The sequence below is a fragment of the Streptomyces seoulensis genome, assembly GCF_022846655.1.
Taxonomy (GTDB): Bacteria; Actinomycetota; Actinomycetes; order Streptomycetales; family Streptomycetaceae; genus Streptomyces.
The window spans coordinates 4,998,176-5,019,086 of record NZ_AP025667.1 but is presented as its reverse complement, the minus strand read 5'-3'; the positions used below and the strand labels follow the sequence as shown (position 1 = coordinate 5,019,086).

Annotated in this window: 9 protein-coding genes, 1 tRNA gene and 3 rRNA genes; 10 read left to right on the top strand and 3 right to left on the bottom strand. The window is 66.3% G+C overall.

Annotated elements, in window-relative coordinates:
* Nucleotides 1-3 precede the first annotated feature (3 nt).
* The gene (locus HEK131_RS23060; protein WP_217460980.1) at nucleotides 4-456 is read left to right on the top strand and encodes a hypothetical protein; all 453 of its coding nucleotides are present in this window, start codon (nucleotides 4-6) and stop codon (nucleotides 454-456) included.
* Between the two features lie 65 nt (nucleotides 457-521).
* Here the strand turns inward: HEK131_RS23060 and HEK131_RS23055 are convergent, their stop codons facing one another.
* Nucleotides 522-1,076, bottom strand: coding sequence for a hypothetical protein (locus HEK131_RS23055; protein ID WP_244336863.1), 555 nt, complete (start codon nucleotides 1,074-1,076; stop codon nucleotides 522-524).
* Between the two features lie 92 nt (nucleotides 1,077-1,168).
* Nucleotides 1,169-1,405, bottom strand: coding sequence for a hypothetical protein (locus HEK131_RS23050; RefSeq protein WP_161150858.1), 237 nt, complete (start codon nucleotides 1,403-1,405; stop codon nucleotides 1,169-1,171).
* Between the two features lie 216 nt (nucleotides 1,406-1,621).
* On the opposite strand from HEK131_RS23050, the gene thyX reads away from it, so the two are divergent.
* From thyX to HEK131_RS23010, 8 genes are all read left to right on the top strand, one after another.
* On the top strand, nucleotides 1,622-2,350 hold the full coding sequence (gene thyX, locus HEK131_RS23045) for an FAD-dependent thymidylate synthase (RefSeq protein ID WP_217460978.1): 729 nt from the start codon (nucleotides 1,622-1,624) through the stop codon (nucleotides 2,348-2,350).
* A gap of 221 nt (nucleotides 2,351-2,571) precedes the next feature.
* Nucleotides 2,572-3,471 (top strand): 4-hydroxy-tetrahydrodipicolinate synthase, encoded by a 900-nt coding sequence (gene dapA / locus HEK131_RS23040; RefSeq protein WP_217460977.1) that lies wholly within the window; start codon nucleotides 2,572-2,574, stop codon nucleotides 3,469-3,471.
* A 157-nt stretch (nucleotides 3,472-3,628) separates the two neighbouring features.
* The gene (locus tag HEK131_RS23035) at nucleotides 3,629-5,314 is read left to right on the top strand and encodes a ribonuclease J (RefSeq protein WP_030816864.1); all 1,686 of its coding nucleotides are present in this window, start codon (nucleotides 3,629-3,631) and stop codon (nucleotides 5,312-5,314) included.
* A 700-nt stretch (nucleotides 5,315-6,014) separates the two neighbouring features.
* Nucleotides 6,015-7,540: ribosomal RNA gene (locus tag HEK131_RS23030) — 16S ribosomal RNA — on the top strand.
* Between the two features lie 292 nt (nucleotides 7,541-7,832).
* Nucleotides 7,833-10,954 (top strand): 23S ribosomal RNA (locus tag HEK131_RS23025).
* A gap of 89 nt (nucleotides 10,955-11,043) precedes the next feature.
* A 5S ribosomal RNA gene (gene rrf / locus HEK131_RS23020) occupies nucleotides 11,044-11,160 on the top strand.
* The 16S, 23S and 5S rRNA genes sit together here, the layout of an rRNA operon.
* A gap of 117 nt (nucleotides 11,161-11,277) precedes the next feature.
* Complete coding sequence (locus tag HEK131_RS23015) at nucleotides 11,278-11,943, top strand: DegT/DnrJ/EryC1/StrS family aminotransferase (RefSeq protein ID WP_244452126.1); 666 nt, start codon at nucleotides 11,278-11,280, stop codon at nucleotides 11,941-11,943.
* Between the two features lie 85 nt (nucleotides 11,944-12,028).
* Nucleotides 12,029-12,101: transfer RNA gene (locus HEK131_RS23010), tRNA-Thr, on the top strand.
* A gap of 81 nt (nucleotides 12,102-12,182) precedes the next feature.
* On the opposite strand, the gene HEK131_RS23005 is transcribed toward HEK131_RS23010, so the two are convergent.
* Nucleotides 12,183-14,939 carry a SpoIIE family protein phosphatase gene (locus tag HEK131_RS23005; protein WP_217460733.1) on the bottom strand — a complete coding sequence of 919 codons (2,757 nt, stop codon included), beginning with the start codon at nucleotides 14,937-14,939 and terminating at the stop codon, nucleotides 12,183-12,185.
* A 423-nt stretch (nucleotides 14,940-15,362) separates the two neighbouring features.
* Here HEK131_RS23005 and HEK131_RS23000 point away from each other — a divergent pair, with 423 nt between their 5' ends.
* Nucleotides 15,363-20,822, top strand: a complete 5,460-nt coding sequence (locus HEK131_RS23000; RefSeq protein ID WP_217460734.1) for a HAMP domain-containing protein — start codon at nucleotides 15,363-15,365, stop codon at nucleotides 20,820-20,822.
* Nucleotides 20,823-20,911 lie beyond the last annotated feature (89 nt).

Below are 20,911 nucleotides of genomic sequence, written 5' to 3'. Positions count from 1 at the left end.
CTCATGCGCGCGAAGATCACCTATCTCGTCACGGCCGCCGTCCTGGTCTTCTACTTCGTCCTGGTCGGCAGCCGGGGCGTGATGCTCATCCAGTCCGGCACGCTCCTCACCGTCACCTTCGGCGTGGCCGTGCTGATCCTGCCGGTCATCGGCATCTGGTTCCTGTGGAAGAACACCCAGTTCGTCCGCCGGGCCAACCAGCTCGCCGCCGAACTGGAGGCCGAGGGCGGTCTGCCCGTCGACGAGCTGCGCCGCACCCCGGACGGCCGGATCGACCGCGACTCGGCCGACGAGGTGTTCGCCCGGCGCAGGGCCGAGACCGAGGCCGCCCCGGACGACTGGCGAAGCTGGTTCCGCCTCGCCGTCGCCTACCACGACGCCCGCGACACCCCGCGTGCCCGCAGGACGATGCAGCGCGCCATCGCCCTGCACGACGGCAGGAACCTCCCCGCCTGACCCCGCGACGCCGAAGGGGCCGCTCCGCGACAGCGCGGGCGGCCCCTTCGGCGTCTGTGCGGTTCTCAGCCGCGCCGGTACTCCGCGGCCCACGCCTCGATCGTGTCCGAGGCCAGGTCGAAGCCGGCGGGACGGTTCAGGAAGTCCAGGCTGTGCGTGGTGAGCAGCGGGGGAGTGTCGTCGGGCGCGCGGTCCTCGCGGACCAGGGTCAGCGCCTGTCCCTGCACGGTCCGGGGCAGGCCCAGCCAGCGCACCGGCTGCTGCGCCGTCCGCAGCGAGACCACCCGCTGCCACGGGACCGTACGGGTCACGAGGAAGCCGACCTGGCGCAGGCCGTTCGCGCTCACCCAGACGCCCATGCGCAGCACCCGCAGCGCGCTGATGACGATGGCGGCGGCGAGCAGGAAGGTGACCCCGGCGGAGGCCGTGGTGCCGGTCAGCGCGGTGAGTACGGAGCCGAACAGCACGAACGAGGAGAACAGCAGCCCCAGCGCCGCTCCGCCGACCCGCCACGGGCCGGGGCGGTACGGGCGCCGCCAGCGGTCCCGGTCGTCGTAGGGCAGCGAGCTCTCGTCGGCCGCCTCGAAAGTGCGGTCGGCCGTCAGGAAAGGCAGGGGCACGGCTGTTTCCTCGCAAGGTCCTCGCACGGGCTTGTGCCCGGTGAGGCTATCCGCCTGTGGTCCACCTCACCAGCCGTGGGCGGCCGTAAGGGTCAGTGCCCCTGCGCGGCCTGCGACTGCCCGGCCGGCGGACCCGACGGGGTGGACAGCGCGGGCATGCCGACGACCAGGGCGCCGACTATCCCGGCGACGAGCGTCAGCATGAGCAGCCCGCGCCCGGCCATCTCGCCTCGGGACGCGCGCTGCGGGGGTGGGGGAGTGACATTGCCGCGGAACCTGTCGGCCTCGGCGATGAAGGCGAAGGGTACGGGCTCACGACGACGGAACATCGGGGGTGGATCTCCTTCCGGGGGGTGCGGGAGCTGTCGGGAGCTGTGGAGCAGCGTCACCGGAGCGGCCTCACCCCTCTAGACGCACGGGTGACCCAAAAGGTGCCCATGTCCCGAAAACCGCTGGATGCGATTTTTGAGGTGAGGTAGTTGCTCTGACCGGTGCGCGTGCCCCGTATGGTGGGCGCAAACCGCAGAAGTGATGGAAGGACTCTAGTGACCACCCCCGAGCCGCTCACGCTCCGTAGCGATGTCACCGTCGAGCTGGTGAAATCCAGCGCGTCGGACAGCGATGTCCTCTTCGCCGCCCGTGTCTCCACCCTGGGCGAGCAGTCCCTGGACGAGCTGCAGAAGGACCCCGAGCGCTCCAAGGGCCTCATCAACTACCTGGTGCGGGACCGGCACGGCAGCCCGTTCGAGCACAACTCGATGACCTTCCTCATCAGCGCCCCGATCTTCGTCTTCCGCGAGTTCATGCGGCACCGCGTCGGCTGGTCGTACAACGAGGAATCGGGCCGCTACCGGGAGCTCCAGCCGGTCTTCTACGTCCCCGACACCTCCCGCAAGCTGGTCCAGGAGGGCCGTCCGGGCAAGTACGTCTTCGTCGAGGGCACCCCGGCCCAGTACGAGACGGTGCGCGGCACCCTGGCGGAGTCCTACGAGCGGGCATACGCCGACTACCAGAAGCTGCTGGCCGAGGGTGTGGCCCGCGAGGTCGCCCGCGCGGCCCTGCCGGTCGGCCTGTACTCCTCGATGTACGCCACCTGCAACGCCCGCTCCCTGATGCACTTCCTCGGCCTGCGCACCCAGCACGAGCTGGCCAAGGTGCCGTCCTTCCCGCAGCGGGAGATCGAGATGGTGGGCGAGAAGATGGAGGCCGAGTGGGCCCGTCTGATGCCGCTCACCTACGCCGCCTTCAACGCGAACGGCCGTGTGGCCCCGTAGCGAAGCCCTGTTCCCCCACGCGGAACGGATGTACGGATCGCCCACCCGAAGTGTCCGTATTGCGGCATTTAGAGAAGTTCATCTAGCCTGATCAAACGGACCCGGCACTGCTTGAACCCCCGAGCAGGCAGTGCCGGGCTCCTCCTTGTCCCGACTTTGTCCTGACTTTCCCGATACCCCACGGGCAGACCATGGATCGAGTACCGAGTAGCGTGTCACCCATGGCTCCGACCTCCACTCCGCAGACCCCCTTCGGGCGGGTCCTCACCGCTATGGTCACGCCCTTCACGGCGGACGGCGCACTCGACCTCGACGGCGCGCAGCGGCTCGCCGCCCACCTGGTGGACGCAGGCAACGACGGCCTGATCGTCAACGGCACCACCGGCGAGTCACCCACCACCAGCGACGCGGAGAAATCGGACCTCGTACGAGCCGTCGTGGAAGCGGTCGGCGACCGCGCCCGCGTCGTGGCCGGAGTCGGCACCAACGACACCCACCACACCCTCGAGCTGGCCCGCCAGGCCGAGCGCGACGGCGCCCACGGCCTCCTGGTCGTCACGCCGTACTACAACAAGCCCCCGCAGGAGGGCCTGTACCGCCACTTCACGGCCGTCGCCGACACCACCGGCCTCCCGGTGATGCTCTACGACATCCCCGGCCGCAGCGGCGTCCCGATCAGCACCGAGACCCTGGTCCGCCTCGCGGAGCACCCCCGGATCGTCGCCAACAAGGACGCCAAGGGCGACCTCGGCCGCGCGAGCTGGGCCATCGCCCGCTCCGGCCTCGCCTGGTACTCCGGCGACGACATGCTGAACCTCCCCCTGCTCTCCGTCGGCGCCGTCGGTTTCGTCTCCGTCGTCGGCCACCTCGTCGCCCCCGACCTGCGCGCCCTCGTGGACGCCTACACCTCAGGCGACGTGGTCAAGGCCGCCGAGATCCACCAGAAGCTGCTCCCGGTCTACACCGGCGTCTTCCGGACCCAGGGCGTCATGACCACCAAGGCCGCGCTCGCCCTGCTGGGCCTGCCCGCCGGACCCCTGCGCGCCCCCATGGTCGAGTGCTCCCCGGAGGAGATCGCCCAGCTCAAGATCGATCTTGCTGCCGGCGGGGTACAGCTCTGACAACAGACTTCAGCACCATCCGAGCCACACAAGCGCAGTACACAACCGAACAGCGGGCGCACCGGTGCCCGCACCCCCCTTATGACAACCGCACGCACTGAACGTCATGCGCGCCACGTGCCCACCGGTACGTGGCGCGTGTGGTCAGGAGAGTCTTTTGAGTCATCCGCACCCTGAACTGGCCCCGCCGCCGCCGCTCGCCAAGGGCGGCCTGCGCGTCACCCCGCTCGGCGGTCTCGGTGAGATCGGCCGGAACATGACGGTCTTCGAGTACGACGGCCGTCTGCTGATCGTCGACTGCGGCGTGCTCTTCCCCGAGGAGGAGCAGCCCGGAGTCGACCTGATCCTGCCGGACTTCTCGTCCATCCGGGACCGCCTCGACGACATCGAGGGCATCGTCCTCACGCACGGCCACGAGGACCACATCGGCGCGGTCCCGTACCTGCTGCGCGAGAAGCCGGACATCCCGCTGATCGGCTCCAAGCTCACCCTCGCGCTGATCGAGGCCAAGCTCCAGGAGCACCGCATCCGCCCCTACACCCTTGAGGTGGAGGCGGGCGACCGCGAGCGGGTCGGCCCCTTCGACCTCGAGTTCGTCGCGGTCAACCACTCCATCCCGGACGCCCTCGCGGTCGCCATCCGCACCCCGGCCGGCATGGTCGTGCACACCGGCGACTTCAAGATGGACCAGCTCCCGCTGGACGGCCGGCTCACCGACCTGCACGCCTTCGCGCGGCTGAGCGAGGAGGGCATCGACCTCCTTCTCTCGGACTCCACGAACGCCGAGGTCCCCGGCTTCGTCCCGCCCGAGCGCGACATCTCCAACGTGCTGGACAACGTCTTCGCGGGCGCGCACAGCCGCATCATCGTGGCGAGCTTCGCCAGCCATGTGCACCGCATCCAGCAGATCCTGGACACCGCCCAGAAGTACGGCCGCAAGGTCGCCTTCGTCGGCCGCTCCATGGTCCGCAACATGGGTATCGCGCGGGACCTCGGCTACCTGAAGGTCCCGCCGGGCCTGGTCGTCGACGTCAAGCAGCTCGACGACCTGCCGGCCGACAAGGTCGTCCTGGTCTGCACGGGTTCCCAGGGCGAGCCGATGGCGGCCCTGTCCCGCATGGCCAACCGGGACCACCAGATCCGCATCGTCGAGGGCGACACGGTCATCCTGGCCTCGTCCCTCATCCCCGGCAACGAGAACGCGGTCTACCGCGTGATCAACGGCCTGACCCGCTGGGGCGCCAACGTCGTGCACAAGGGCAACGCCAAGGTGCACGTCTCGGGCCACGCGTCCGCGGGCGAGCTGCTGTACTTCTACAACATCTGCCGCCCGAAGAACCTCATGCCGGTCCACGGCGAATGGCGCCACCTGCGGGCCAACGCCGAGCTGGGCGCCGCGACCGGCGTCCCGCACGACCGGATCGTCATCGCCGAGGACGGCGTGGTCGTCGACCTGGTCGAGGGCAAGGCGAAGATCGCGGGCAAGGTCCAGGCCGGTTACGTCTACGTCGACGGCCTCTCGGTCGGCGACGTGCGCGAGCCCGCGCTGAAGGACCGCAAGATCCTCGGCGACGAGGGCATCATCTCGGTCTTCGTGGTGATGGACGCGTCCACCGGCAAGATCACGGGCGGTCCGCACATCCAGGCCCGTGGCTCCGGTATCGACGACGGTGCCTTCGCGGAGGTCCTCCCGAAGATCACGGAGTCGCTGGAGCGGTCGGCCCAGGACGGCGTCGTGGAGCCCCACCAGCTCCAGCAGCTCATCCGCCGGACGCTCGGCAAGTGGGTCTCGGACACCTACCGCCGGCGCCCGATGATCCTTCCGGTCGTCGTCGAGGTCTGACCTCCGACGCTCTGACCTGCACTGGGGCCCCTCGACACCGGTCGAGGGGCCCCAGTCGTGTCCCCGCTGGAAAAAATCTTGACAGGGTGGGTTGACACCCCCCGGGTCGATCCGTAGAGTTCTTGGTCTGCCCCGGAGCCGTAACGGTTCTGTGGTGGCACCTCCGCCGCGACAGCGGCACTCCAACCATCAGTTCGACCCTCCCGTTCGGGATTACTTTCGGCGCGTCCGAATTCAATTCGAATGGGGACCGGCAGCCCGATTAGGAACTGCCGGGGGTGATCGGCTAAGGTTTGAGACGTCGGAACGGCCCAGCGGGCCGGGAAGACAACCCCCTCTGACTGGGAATCAGACGCCGAAAGGATCTGATAGAGTCGGAACCGCCGGAAAGGGAAACGCGAAAGCGAGAACCTGGAAAGCACCGAGGAAATCGGATCGGAAAACGATCTGATAGAGTCGGAAACACCGAAGGGAAGCCCGGAGGAAAGCCCGAGAGGGTGAGTACAAAGGAAGCGACCGTTCCTTGAGAACTCAACAGCGTGCCAAAAATCAACGCCAGATATGTTGATACCCCGTCTCCGGTCATCACGACCGGGACGAGGTTCCTTTGAAATAAACACAGCGAGGACGCTGTGAACCATCGGACTATTCCTCCGATGGTTCCGCTCTCGTGATGTGTAGTCCCGATTACGGGAAAACATTCACGGAGAGTTTGATCCTGGCTCAGGACGAACGCTGGCGGCGTGCTTAACACATGCAAGTCGAACGATGAACCACTTCGGTGGGGATTAGTGGCGAACGGGTGAGTAACACGTGGGCAATCTGCCCTTCACTCTGGGACAAGCCCTGGAAACGGGGTCTAATACCGGATAACACTGCGGATCGCATGGTCTGCGGTTAAAAGCTCCGGCGGTGAAGGATGAGCCCGCGGCCTATCAGCTTGTTGGTGAGGTAATGGCTCACCAAGGCGACGACGGGTAGTCGGCCTGAGAGGGCGACCGGCCACACTGGGACTGAGACACGGCCCAGACTCCTACGGGAGGCAGCAGTGGGGAATATTGCACAATGGGCGAAAGCCTGATGCAGCGACGCCGCGTGAGGGATGACGGCCTTCGGGTTGTAAACCTCTTTCAGCAGGGAAGAAGCGAAAGTGACGGTACCTGCAGAAGAAGCGCCGGCTAACTACGTGCCAGCAGCCGCGGTAATACGTAGGGCGCAAGCGTTGTCCGGAATTATTGGGCGTAAAGAGCTCGTAGGCGGCTTGTCACGTCGATTGTGAAAGCCCGAGGCTTAACCTCGGGTCTGCAGTCGATACGGGCTAGCTAGAGTGTGGTAGGGGAGATCGGAATTCCTGGTGTAGCGGTGAAATGCGCAGATATCAGGAGGAACACCGGTGGCGAAGGCGGATCTCTGGGCCATTACTGACGCTGAGGAGCGAAAGCGTGGGGAGCGAACAGGATTAGATACCCTGGTAGTCCACGCCGTAAACGGTGGGAACTAGGTGTTGGCGACATTCCACGTCGTCGGTGCCGCAGCTAACGCATTAAGTTCCCCGCCTGGGGAGTACGGCCGCAAGGCTAAAACTCAAAGGAATTGACGGGGGCCCGCACAAGCAGCGGAGCATGTGGCTTAATTCGACGCAACGCGAAGAACCTTACCAAGGCTTGACATACACCGGAAAGCATCAGAGATGGTGCCCCCCTTGTGGTCGGTGTACAGGTGGTGCATGGCTGTCGTCAGCTCGTGTCGTGAGATGTTGGGTTAAGTCCCGCAACGAGCGCAACCCTTGTTCTGTGTTGCCAGCATGCCCTTCGGGGTGATGGGGACTCACAGGAGACTGCCGGGGTCAACTCGGAGGAAGGTGGGGACGACGTCAAGTCATCATGCCCCTTATGTCTTGGGCTGCACACGTGCTACAATGGCAGGTACAATGAGCTGCGAAACCGTGAGGTAGAGCGAATCTCAAAAAGCCTGTCTCAGTTCGGATTGGGGTCTGCAACTCGACCCCATGAAGTCGGAGTTGCTAGTAATCGCAGATCAGCATTGCTGCGGTGAATACGTTCCCGGGCCTTGTACACACCGCCCGTCACGTCACGAAAGTCGGTAACACCCGAAGCCGGTGGCCCAACCCCTTGTGGGAGGGAGCTGTCGAAGGTGGGACTGGCGATTGGGACGAAGTCGTAACAAGGTAGCCGTACCGGAAGGTGCGGCTGGATCACCTCCTTTCTAAGGAGCACTTCTAGGCCGCCTAGCGGTCCAGAGGCCAGTACATCGGCGAATGTTCGATGCTGGTTGCTCATGGGTGGAACGTTGATTATTCGGCACACTTCACTGACTTTCTCCTAGTACTGCTTCGGCGTGGAACGGAAAAGACGGGAAGGGTGTCGGGCACGCTGTTGGGTGTCTGAGGGAATGGATTTCCTCAGTCGCCGGCCCCAGTGCACTCACCAGTTCGTCTGGTGGGGTGATGGGTGGCTGGTCGTTGTTTGAGAACTGCACAGTGGACGCGAGCATCTGTGGCCAAGTTTTTAAGGGCGCACGGTGGATGCCTTGGCACCAGGAACCGATGAAGGACGTGGGAGGCCACGATAGTCCCCGGGGAGCCGTCAACCAGGCTTTGATCCGGGGGTTTCCGAATGGGGAAACCCGGCAGTCGTCATGGGCTGTCACCCGCTGCTGAACACATAGGCAGTGTGGAGGGAACGAGGGGAAGTGAAACATCTCAGTACCCTCAGGAAGAGAAAACAACCGTGATTCCGGGAGTAGTGGCGAGCGAAACCGGATGAGGCCAAACCGTATACGTGTGAGACCCGGCAGGGGTTGCGTGTACGGGGTTGTGGGATCTCTCTTCTGTCGTCTGCCGGCGACAGGACGAGTCAGAAACCGTTGATGTAGGCGAAGGACATGCGAAAGGTCCGGCGTAGAGGGTAAGACCCCCGTAGTCGAAACATCAGCGGCTCGTTTGAGAGACACCCAAGTAGCACGGGGCCCGAGAAATCCCGTGTGAATCTGGCGGGACCACCCGCTAAGCCTAAATATTCCCTGGTGACCGATAGCGGATAGTACCGTGAGGGAATGGTGAAAAGTACCGCGGGAGCGGAGTGAAATAGTACCTGAAACCGTGTGCCTACAAGCCGTGGGAGCGTCGGATATGTGCTTGCACATATCTCGTGACTGCGTGCCTTTTGAAGAATGAGCCTGCGAGTTTGCGGTGTGTTGCGAGGTTAACCCGTGTGGGGAAGCCGTAGCGAAAGCGAGTCCGAATAGGGCGATTCAGTAGCACGCTCAAGACCCGAAGCGGAGTGATCTAGCCATGGGCAGGTTGAAGCGGAGGTAAGACTTCGTGGAGGACCGAACCCACCAGGGTTGAAAACCTGGGGGATGACCTGTGGTTAGGGGTGAAAGGCCAATCAAACTCCGTGATAGCTGGTTCTCCCCGAAATGCATTTAGGTGCAGCGTCGTGTGTTTCTTGCCGGAGGTAGAGCACTGGATAGGCGATGGGCCCTACCGGGTTACTGACCTTAGCCAAACTCCGAATGCCGGTAAGTGAGAGCACGGCAGTGAGACTGTGGGGGATAAGCTCCATGGTCGAGAGGGAAACAGCCCAGAGCATCGACTAAGGCCCCTAAGCGTACGCTAAGTGGGAAAGGATGTGGAGTCGCAGAGACAACCAGGAGGTTGGCTTAGAAGCAGCCACCCTTGAAAGAGTGCGTAATAGCTCACTGGTCTAGTGATTCCGCGCCGACAATGTAGCGGGGCTCAAGCGTACCGCCGAAGTCGTGTCATTGCAGCAATAAGCCCCAACGGGTGCTGTGATGGGTAGGGGAGCGTCGTGTGCCGGGTGAAGCAGCCGCGGAAGCGAGTTGTGGACGGTTCACGAGTGAGAATGCAGGCATGAGTAGCGATACACACGTGAGAAACGTGTGCGCCGATTGACTAAGGGTTCCTGGGTCAAGCTGATCTGCCCAGGGTAAGTCGGGACCTAAGGCGAGGCCGACAGGCGTAGTCGATGGATAACCGGTTGATATTCCGGTACCCGCTGTGAAGCGTCAAACATCGAGCATCGTGATGCTAAGGCCGTGAAGCCGTTCCGGACCCTTCGGGGAAAGGAAAGTGGTGGAGCCGCCGGCCCAAGCGGTTAGTAGGTGAGTGATGGGGTGACGCAGGAAGGTAGTCCAGCCCAGGCGATGGTAGTCCTGGGGTAAGGGTGTAGGACGTTGTCCAGGTAAATCCGGGCAACACATAGTCTGAGACCTGATGCCGAGCCGATTGTGGTGAAGTGGATGATCCTATGCTGTCGAGAAAAGCCTCTAGCGAGTTTCATGGCGGCCCGTACCCTAAACCGACTCAGGTGGTCAGGTAGAGAATACCGAGGCGTTCGGGTGAACTATGGTTAAGGAACTCGGCAAAATGCCCCCGTAACTTCGGGAGAAGGGGGGCCATCACTGGTGATCCGATTTACTCGGTGAGCTGGGGGTGGCCGCAGAGACCAGCGAGAAGCGACTGTTTACTAAAAACACAGGTCCGTGCGAAGCCGTAAGGCGATGTATACGGACTGACGCCTGCCCGGTGCTGGAACGTTAAGGGGACCGGTTAGCTCTGTTTCGACAGGGCGAAGCTGAGAACTTAAGCGCCAGTAAACGGCGGTGGTAACTATAACCATCCTAAGGTAGCGAAATTCCTTGTCGGGTAAGTTCCGACCTGCACGAATGGCGTAACGACTTCTCGACTGTCTCAACCATAGGCCCGGTGAAATTGCACTACGAGTAAAGATGCTCGTTTCGCGCAGCAGGACGGAAAGACCCCGGGACCTTTACTACAGTTTGATATTGGTGTTCGGTTCGGCTTGTGTAGGATAGCTGGGAGACTGTGAACTCTGGACGCCAGTTCAGGGGGAGTCGTCGTTGAAATACCAGTCTGGTCGTGCTGGATGTCTAACCTGGGTCCGTGATCCGGATCAGGGACAGTGTCTGATGGGTAGTTTAACTGGGGCGGTTGCCTCCTAAAGAGTAACGGAGGCGCCCAAAGGTTCCCTCAGCCTGGTTGGCAATCAGGTGTTGAGTGTAAGTGCACAAGGGAGCTTGACTGTGAGACCGACGGGTCGAGCAGGGACGAAAGTCGGGACTAGTGATCCGGCGGTGGCTTGTGGAAGCGCCGTCGCTCAACGGATAAAAGGTACCCCGGGGATAACAGGCTGATCTTCCCCAAGAGTCCATATCGACGGGATGGTTTGGCACCTCGATGTCGGCTCGTCGCATCCTGGGGCTGGAGTCGGTCCCAAGGGTTGGGCTGTTCGCCCATTAAAGCGGTACGCGAGCTGGGTTTAGAACGTCGTGAGACAGTTCGGTCCCTATCCGCTGTGCGCGTAGGAATATTGAGAAGGGCTGTCCCTAGTACGAGAGGACCGGGACGGACGAACCTCTGGTGTGCCAGTTGTCCTGCCAAGGGCATGGCTGGTTGGCTACGTTCGGGAGGGATAACCGCTGAAAGCATCTAAGCGGGAAGCCTGCTTCGAGATGAGTATTCCCACCTCCTTGAGAGGGTAAGGCTCCCAGTAGACGACTGGGTTGATAGGCCAGATATGGAAGCCTGGTAACGGGTGAAGTTGACTGGTACTAATAGGCCGAGGGCTTGTCCTCAGTTGCTCGCGTCCACTGTGTTGGTTCTGAAACCACGAACAGCATCCATGTGCCACACATGGGTTTTGGCTGAAACAGTTTCATAGTGTTTCGGTGGTCATAGCGTGTGGGAAACGCCCGGTTACATTCCGAACCCGGAAGCTAAGCCTCACAGCGCCGATGGTACTGCAGGGGGGACCCTGTGGGAGAGTAGGACGCCGCCGAACTAATTTTGATAAAAGGGTTGGTCCCTGAACTTCGGTTCAGGGACCAACCCTTTTTTGTTTTCCGTAACTTGTCGTTCACGTGGCCCCCCGAGCATCTCCTCCATGGGTACCGCAGCAATGCTCAGGGCCGCCGGCGTGGGAGCCGGGGACGAAGTCGTCGTGCCTGCCTTCGGGAACGCCGAAGTCGCCGAGGCGGTGGCCCTGGTGGGCGCGCTGCCGGTGTTCGCCGACATAGACCCGGACACCTACTGCCTGGACGCGGAGTCCGTCGCGGCGGCCGTGACAGCCCGGACCGCGGCCGTCGTCGTGGTCCACCGGTTCGGCCGGCGGGCCGACGTGCGGCCACTGCGCGAACTGGGACACCGGCACGGGCTGTTGGTGCTGGAGCGAGGAGAAGCCGAAGCACCGGACGAGGAGTTGGTGCGGCGGCGCGAGCGGGCGGCCTATCTGGACGCCAGGCTCAGGGGAGTTCGGACGCCGGACAGCGGTGACGGTCACACCTACCAGCAGTACGTGGTCCGGGTGCCGGGGAACGGGCGGCCCGACCGGGACGCGTTCGCACGCGCCCTGCGGGCCAGGGGGGTTGCCTGCCGGATTCCCGTGCAGACGCCCGCCCACCGGCTGCCCCGGTTCCGGCACCCCGCCCGGATGCTGCCCGAGACCGAGCGGGCGGCGGACGAGACGCTCGCCCTGCCCGTCGACCCGGCCCTGACGAAGCGGGAGATGCAGCGGATCGTCGCCGCCTGCAATGCCCTTGGCGGACTGCTGCAGCCCGCTTTCTGAACGGGCCGCGAACGGATTTGGGAAGCCGAGCCCGTTCAGGGTACGATCTTCTTGTTGCCGCGAGGGAAACCTCGAAAGCGACAAGGCCCCCATAGCTCAGTCGGCAGAGCGTCTCCATGGTAAGGAGAAGGTCAACGGTTCGATTCCGTTTGGGGGCTCAGCCAAAACGAAAGGCCCCACCCGTCTCGGGTGGGGCCTTTCGTGTGTCCGCTCGCAGGACGCCCGGCCGGGCCGGGGCCTCAGTCCTGCTGAAGCCCCGGAACCCGCATCGCCAGGATCGCCATGTCGTCGGACGGGGCGTCGGACGCGAACCGCTCCACCGCGCGCAGGACGCGCGCGGCGACCGCGCCCGCGGTGAGCCCCGTACAGGTCGTCAGGACGTCCGCGAGGCCGTCGTCGCCCAACATGCGGGTGCCCTCGCGGCGTTCGGTGACGCCGTCCGTGACGCACAGCAGGACGTCGCCGGGATCGAGGGTGACCGTCTCCTCGTACAGCTCCAGGTCCTCGATCACGCCGAGGAGCGGCTGCGGCTCGGCGGCCGGGGTGACCGTGCCGTCCTGGCGCAGGCGCAGCGGGAGGGGGTGGCCGGCGCAGACCACCTTCAGCTCGGCGCCGCCGTTCTCCTGCGGGCGCATCTCGCCGTACAGCAGGGTCAGGAAGCGGCTGCGGTCGCCCTCGTCGAGGATCGCGGAGTTCAGGCGCTCCAGCACCGCCGGGCCGCTCAGGCCCTCGCGGGCCAGCAGGCGCAGGGCGTGCCGCGCCAGGCCGGTCACGGCGGCCGCGTTGGGGCCGGTGCCGCAGACGTCGCCGATGGCGAAGCCGTACGCGCCGTCGCCGATGGGGAAGAGGTCGTAGAAGTCACCGCCCACCTCGTTGCCCTCGCCCGCCGCGCGGTAGATGACGTCGACCTCGACGCCGTCGATGGGCGGCAGGCCGGGGGGCAGGAGGCTGCGCTGGAGGGACTGGCTGATGGCCGTGCGCTCCGAGTACAGGCGGGCGTTGTCCAGGGCCAGGGCGGCCCGGCGGGACAGGTCCTCGGCCAGCTCCAGGATCTCCTGGCGGAAGTGGTCGTCGGTGGGCTTGCCGAGGGTCAGCATGCCGATGACGCGGTTGCGGGCCACCAGCGGCAGCACGACCGTCTCGCCGCCGACCGCCGAGGCCGTCGCCAGCGTCGGGCCGATGCTGGAGGCGAGCTGCTGGGTGGGTCCGCCGGACAGGCCGAGGCTGCGCATGGAGCTGCGCAGGGCGGCCTGGTGTGCGACCTCGCCGGGCAGCGGCCAGACCCGGGCGCCCGGCGTCAGTACCGGGTCGGGCGGCGGGATCTTCGACAGCAAGGACTTGATGCCGTCGATGAACTCCTCGTCCTCGTGCAGGACGTACGACAGGTACGGGTCCGCGGACTGCTCGCTGATCGTGTAGACCGCGCACCAGGTGGCCAGGGTCGGCACGGTCATCTGTGCCATCAGGGCGAGGGTCTGGTCGCGGTCCAGGGTGCCGGCGAGCAGGTCGGACGCCTCGACCAGGAAGCTGAGCGAGCCTCTGCGCAGCCGCTCCAGCTCGCCGAGGCGGGCGGACTCCACGGCCAGCGCGATGCGGTCGGCGGCGAACTGGAGGCGCAGTGCCTCCTCGTTGGAGTACCGGCCGGGCGCCTCGGCCGCGACGCCGAGGGAGCCGGTGAGACGGCCCTCGACCTTGAGCGGCACGGTGACCACCGAGCGCATGCCGGTGCCTGCCAGCAGCGGGACGGCGGCGCTGGGGACGGCGCTCAGGTCCTCGTGGACGGCGGGCATGCGCGCCGAGCCGTAGCGGCCGGGGCCGGCCTCGACGGGGACGCGGGCGAAGCGCTGGCGGGTGGAGGGCAGCCCGGTGGAGGCGCGGACCTCGAGTTCGGTCTCGTCGTCGGTGGCGAGCAGCAGGAAGGCGGAGTCGCCGTCGAGCATGTCGCGGGCGCGCTCGACGGTGCGCTGGAGGAGTCCGTCGAGGTCGTCGGGTGCGGGGGAGCCGATGAAGACCTCGAAGGGGTCCGCGCTCTGGCCGTCGGAGCCGCCCTGGTCGCCCGCGGGGACGCGGGAGGGCGTCTGGAGGACGGCGCGCTCGTGGTCGCGGACCAGGAGGCAGACGGTGGAGGGCTCGCCGCCGGTGTCGCGGACGCGGAGATGGGAGGCGTAGACGGGGGCGACGCGGCCGTCGGCGCCCCGGACGCCGTAGCTGCCCTCCCAGCGGGAGAGCAGGAGCGCCTCGGCGATGCCGGTGCCGGTGCCGGGGGTGTGCGGCCAGGCGGCGAGGTCGGTGAGGGGCTTGCCGATGACCTCGTTGGCCGGGTAGCCGAAGAGTTCCTCGGCGTCCTCGTTCCAGGCGCTGACGCAGCCGTTGCGGTCGATCTGGAGGACGGCCACGCGGACCCGGCTGTCGGCCAGGGGGAGCAGGTCGGGCGGCAGGGCCGGTCCGGCGGTGCGGGTGCCGACCGGGCGTTCGGGCAGGTCGAGCTGGAACCAGACGTTCTTGTGCGTGGGGGTGTACTCGACGCCCCAGCGGGTGGCGAGGGCCGCGCACAGTTGCAGGCCGCGGCCGCCCTCGCGGTCGGGGCTGCCCATGACTGCGTGCGCGCTCTGGAGCGGCACCTCGCGCTCGGGGTAGCGGTCGGAGACCTCGATGCGGACGCCGTGCTCGGTGCGCAGGCACAGGACCTCCGCCTCGGTGCCCGCGTGGACCACGGCGTTGGTGACCAGCTCGCTGGTGAGCACCACGGCGTCGTCGACGATGTCGGCGAACCCCCAGCCCTGGAGGGTGTCGCGGACGAAGGCGCGGGCGGTCGCGACCGAACGCCCGACGGGCTCGAAGCTGGCGGCCGCGCGGGCGGTGATCACGGAACTCCTTGCTCTGTCGTCGACGTGCGGGGCGGGGTGGCCGTCCGGCTCGGACCGCTGCTGCGGCGTCCGCTCGCCCTTCGGCCGTGGCTCCGGGGGAGGTCCCCCCGGGATCAGTCCGGTGGTCATGCTCTGCGGCCGCCCCTCCGATGCCCGTGTCCTTCTCGTGCCGCCGCCCATGCCGGTCGGGCCGGTGCGGCTGGACAGCCGGATGCAAGGTTACTTACCTTCGCCGTCGCAGTGGATGCCGGTCGCCGGTGATTACCCCCCACGGTGTGCGAACCGTGTGCGAAGCTGCCGAACTGTTATGGCCTGGTTCGGCAGGGGTGAAACACTGGGCAGGATTTTGATGAAGGTCCGTTCGGGCTGCGTGTGTTCCGTGCACGAAGGGCAGCAGCCCCTGGATGCCGCCGGATCACCGGTCCGGTGGCGGCACCTGGCAGTACCGAGCGGTAATGAGTACGCGGAAGCAACCGGTGTGCCGGTCCCCGGCAAGCCGGGCCGACGCGGCCGGGTACGGCAGTGACGGTCTACCCCTCCGGGAGGGACACAGTGGAGTCTGGCGCAGCGACGCGGGGCAATAAGACGCGCGCGAAGGGCCGGCCGTCCCCGCGCAGGAGCGGCGGCGTCACCGAGGTGGACACGGCTGCCCTGAACCGGTTGCTCGCCGCGCTGGAATCCATGCGCGACGGGAACTTCCGCAAGCGGCTCACGGTGTCCGGCGACGGTGTGATGTCGGAGATCGCGGCGGTCTTCAACGAGGTGGCCGACCGCAATCTGCATCTGACCGGTGAGCTGGCGCGGGTGCGGCGCACGGTCGGGCGTGAGGGAAAGCTCACGGAGCGGCTGGAGACGGGTGCCTGCGAGGGCTCCTGGGCGGCCGCCGTGGAGAACTCCAACGCGCTGGTCGACGATCTGGTGTGGCCGGTGTCCGAGGTCAGCCGGGTGCTGACGGCGGTCGCGGAGGGCGATCTGTCGCCGCGCATGGACCTGCGCACCGAGGCGCCGGACGGGACCGGGCATCCGCTGCGGGGCGAGTTCCTGAAGGTCGGCCGGACCGTGAACAACCTGGTCGACCAGTTGTCCACGTTCACCGACGAGGTCACCCGCGTGGCCATCGAGGTCGGCACCGACGGCAAGCTCGGCGGGCAGGCGAAGGTGCGGGGCATGTCGGGGTCCTGGAAGGACCTGACGGAGTCCGTCAACACGATGGCGAACCGGCTGACGGCGCAGGTGCGGGACATCGCGCTGGTGACGACGGCGGTCGCCGGCGGCGATCTGTCGCGCAAGGTCACCGTGCAGGTGGCCGGCGAGATGCTGGAGCTGAAGAACACCGTCAACACGATGGTGGAGCAGCTCTCCTCGTTCTCCTCCGAGGTGACCCGGGTGGCCCGCGAGGTGGGCACCGAGGGCATCCTGGGCGGCCAGGCGCAGGTACCGGGCGTGGCCGGGGTGTGGAAGGAGCTGACCGACTCCGTCAACACGATGGCCGGGAACCTGACCGCGCAGGTGCGCGGGATCTCCCAGGTGACGACGGCCGTGGCCAACGGTGACCTGTCGCAGAAGGTGACGGTGCCCGCGCGCGGCGAGGTGGCGCAGCTCGCCGAGACGATCAACCAGATGACCGAGACGCTGCGGATCTTCGCGGACGAGGTCACGCGCGTGGCCAACGAGGTGGGTGCCGAGGGGCGGCTCGGCGGCCAGGCGAACGTGCCGGGTGCGGCGGGTACGTGGAAGGATCTGACGGACTCCGTGAACACGGTGTTCCGGAATCTCACCACCCAGGTGCGGGACATCGCCGCCGTGACGACCGCCGTGGCCAGCGGTGACCTGTCGCAGAAGGTCACCGTGGACGTGGCCGGCGAGATGCTGGAGCTGAAGAACACCGTCAACGGGATGGTGGACCAGCTCTCGGCGTTCGGTGCCGAGGTGACGCGGGTGGCGCGGGAGATCGGCGTCGAGGGTGAACTGGGCGGCCAGGCACAGGTGTCGGGCGCGGCCGGTACCTGGAAGGACCTGACCGACTCGGTCAACACCGCTTTCCGCAACCTCACCGGCCAGGTGCGCAACATCGCCCAGGTGACGACGGCGGTGGCCAACGGCGATCTGTCGCAGAAGGTCACCGTGGACGTGTCCGGCGAGATGCTCCAGTTGAAGAACACCGTGAACACGATGGTGGACCAGCTCTCCAGCTTCGCCGACCAGGTGACGCGGATGGCCCGTGACGTGGGCACCGAGGGGCGCCTCGGCGGTCAGGCGCGGGTGGACGGGGTGTCCGGCACCTGGAAGGAGCTGACGGACTCCGTCAACTTCATGGCCGGGAACCTCACTTCCCAGGTGCGCAACATCGCCCAGGTGACGACGGCGGTGGCCAACGGTGACCTCTCGCAGAAGATCGACGTGGACGCGCGCGGCGAGATCCTGGAGCTGAAGAACACCATCAACACGATGGTGGACCAGCTCTCCGCCTTCGCCGACCAGGTGACCCGCGTGGCCCGCGACGTGGGCACCGAGGGCCGCCTCGGCGGTCAGGCGCAGGTGCCGGGCGTGGCCGGTGTGTGGCGGGACCTCACCGATTCGGTGAACGGTATGGCGGGGAACCTCACCGCGCAGGTCCGCAACATCGCCCAGGTGGCCACCGCGGTGGCGCGGGGTGACCTCTCCCAGAAGATCACCGTGGACGCGCGCGGGGAGATCCTGGAGCTGAAGAACACCCTGAACACGATGGTGGACCAGCTCTCGTCCTTCGCGCAGGAGGTCACCAGGGTCGCCCGTGAGGTGGGTACGGAGGGCATGCTCGGCGGTCAGGCCGAGGTGCAGGGTGTCTCCGGCACCTGGAAGGACCTCACCCAGTCCGTGAACTTCATGGCCAACAACCTGACGATCCAGGTGCGGAACATCGCCGAGGTCACGACGGCCGTGGCCAAGGGTGACCTGTCGAAGAAGATCACCGTCGACGCCAAGGGCGAGATCCTCGAACTGGTCACCACGGTCAACACCATGGTCGACCAGCTCTCCAGCTTCGCCGAGCAGGTGACGCGGGTGGCGCGTGAGGTGGGCACCGAGGGCATCCTGGGCGGCCAGGCGCACGTACCGGGTGTCACGGGCATCTGGAAGGACCTCAGCAACAATGTGAACCTGATGGCCAACAACCTGACCATGCAGGTGCGGAACATCTCCCAGGTGGCCTCCGCGGTGGCCAACGGTGACCTGACGCGCCAGGTCACCATCGAGGCGCGCGGTGAGGTGGCGCAGCTCGCCGACACCATCAACACGATGGTGAAGACGCTGAGTTCGTTCGCCGACCAGGTCACCAAGGTGGCCCGTGAGGTGGGTACGGACGGCATCCTGGGCGGCCAGGCGCACGTACCCGGTGTGGCGGGTACGTGGAAGGACCTCACCGAGTCGGTGAACGGCATGGCGTCCAACCTGACCGGCCAGGTGCGCAACATCGCCATGGTCACGACGGCGATCGCCAAGGGCGACCTGACCAAGAAGATCGACATCGACGCGCGGGGCGAGATCCTCGAGCTGAAGACGACGATCAACACGATGGTCGACCAACTGTCCAGCTTCGCCGAGGAGGTGACCCGCGTCGCCCGCGAGGTGGGCACCGAGGGCGCTCTCGGCGGCCAGGCGCGGGTGCTGGACGTGGACGGCACCTGGCGGGACCTCACCGAGTCGGTGAACGAGATGGCCGGGAACCTGACCCGGCAGGTGCGCGCCATCGCCAAGGTGGCGACCGCGGTGACGCGCGGTGACCTGAACCTGAAGATCGACGTGGACGCGTCCGGGGAGATCCAGGAACTCCAGGACTACATCAACAAGATGATCGCCAACCTGCGCGACACCACGATCGCCAACAAGGAGCAGGACTGGCTCAAGGGCAACCTCGCCCGCATCTCCGCGCTGATGCAGGGCCGCCGGGACCTGGAGGACGTGGCCTCGCTGATCATGAGCGAGCTGACCCCGGTGGTCTCCGCCCAGCACGGCGCGTTCTTCCTGACCATCCCGCTGGTCGACGGCCAGGACCTGGCCGCGGACGGCGAGGAGGAGTACGAGCTGCGCATGCTCGGCTCCTACGGCTGCTCCACGGGCGCGATGCCGACCTCCTTCCGGCCCGGTGAGGGGCTGATCGGGACGGCCGCGCAGGAGAAGCGGACGATCCTGGTCAAGGACGTGCCCAGCGGCTACCTGAAGATCTCCTCCGGGCTGGGCGAGGCCCCTCCGGCGCAGGTCATCGTCTTGCCGGTGGTGTTCGAGGGCAATGTGCTCGGCGTGATCGAGCTGGCGTCCTTCACGCCGTTCACCCACATCCAGCGGGACTTCCTCAACCAGATCGCGGAGATGATCGCCACCAGCGTCAACACGATCTCCGTCAACACCAAGACCGAGCAGTTGCTGAAGCAGTCCCAGGAGCTGACCGAGCAGCTCCGGGAGCGCTCCGAGGAGCTGGAGAACCGGCAGAAGGCGCTGCAGTCCTCCAACGCCGAGCTGGAGGAGAAGGCCGAGCTGCTGGCCCGGCAGAACCGGGACATCGAGGTGAAGAACACCGAGATCGAGGAGGCCCGGCAGGTCCTGGAGGAGCGTGCCGAGCAGCTCGCGGTGTCGATGCGGTACAAGAGCGAGTTCCTCGCCAACATGTCGCACGAGCTGCGTACCCCGCTCAACTCGCTGCTGATCCTGGCCAAGCTGCTCGCCGACAACGCCGAGAGCAACCTGTCCCCGAAGCAGGTCGAGTTCGCGGAGACCATCCACGGCGCCGGGTCCGACCTGCTCCAGCTCATCAACGACATCCTGGACCTGTCCAAGGTCGAGGCCGGCAAGATGGACGTCTCCCCGACCCGGATCGCGCTGGTCCAGCTCGTGGACTACGTGGAGGCGACCTTCCGGCCGCTGACCGCCGAGAAGGGCCTGGACCTGTCGGTGCGGGTCTCCCCGGAGCTGCCGGCCACCCTGCACACCGACGAGCAGCGACTGCTCCAGGTGCTGCGCAACCTGCTGTCCAACGCGGTGAAGTTCACCGACTCCGGCTCCGTGGAGCTGGTGATCCGGCCCGCCGGTACGGACGTGCCGCAGGTCATCCGGGAGCAGTTGCTGGAGGCCGGGGTGCTGACCGACCCGGACGCCGACCTGATCGCGTTCTCGGTGACCGACACCGGCATCGGCATCGCGGCCAGCAAGATGCGCGTGATCTTCGAGGCGTTCAAGCAGGCGGACGGCACGACCAGCCGCAAGTACGGCGGCACCGGCCTCGGTCTGTCCATCTCGCGGGAGATCGCCCAGTTGCTCGGCGGTGAGATCCACGCGCAGAGCGAGCCGGGCCGCGGCTCCACGTTCACGCTGTACCTGCCGCTGCACCCGAGCGAACTCCCGCCGCAGGGCTACCAGCAGTCGGTACCCCCGCTGGAGGCCGGTGAGCTGGTGGCCTCCGAGGCGCATCTGTCCGCCAGGCTGGCGGCGCCCCAGGTCGAGACGCCGGCCGAGGTGAAGTCGTACCGGGAGACGCAGAACGGGCCCGCCGCCCTCTTCCGGCGCCGCCGCCGGAGCCTGCCGTCGGCCGAGCAGCGGCCGGAGCAGTCCATCACCATCGAGCAGCCGGAGGGCTCCGAGCGGCCGGTGCGCACGGTGCGGTTCGGCGGCGAGAAGGTGCTCATCGTCGACGACGACATCCGCAACGTGTTCGCGCTCACCAGTGTTCTGGAACAGCAGGGCCTCTCGGTCCTCTACGCCGAGAACGGCCGCGAGGGCATCGAGGTCCTGGAGCAGCACGACGACGTGGCGGTGGTGCTGATGGACATCATGATGCCCGAGATGGACGGGTACGCGACCACGACCGCGATCCGCAGGATGCCGCAGTTCGCGGGCCTGCCGATCATCGCGCTGACCGCGAAGGCGATGAAGGGCGACCGGGAGAAGGCGATCCAGTCGGGCGCCTCCGACTACGTCACCAAGCCGGTCGACCCCGATCATCTGCTGGGTGTCATGCGACAGTGGATGCGGCCGGAGTGACGGCACGACAGGACCGGTCACGGGGGCGCGGTTCAGTACGCGGGTCAGGTGTGGGAACCTCGGATTCCGGGAACCTTCCAGGCTCTGCC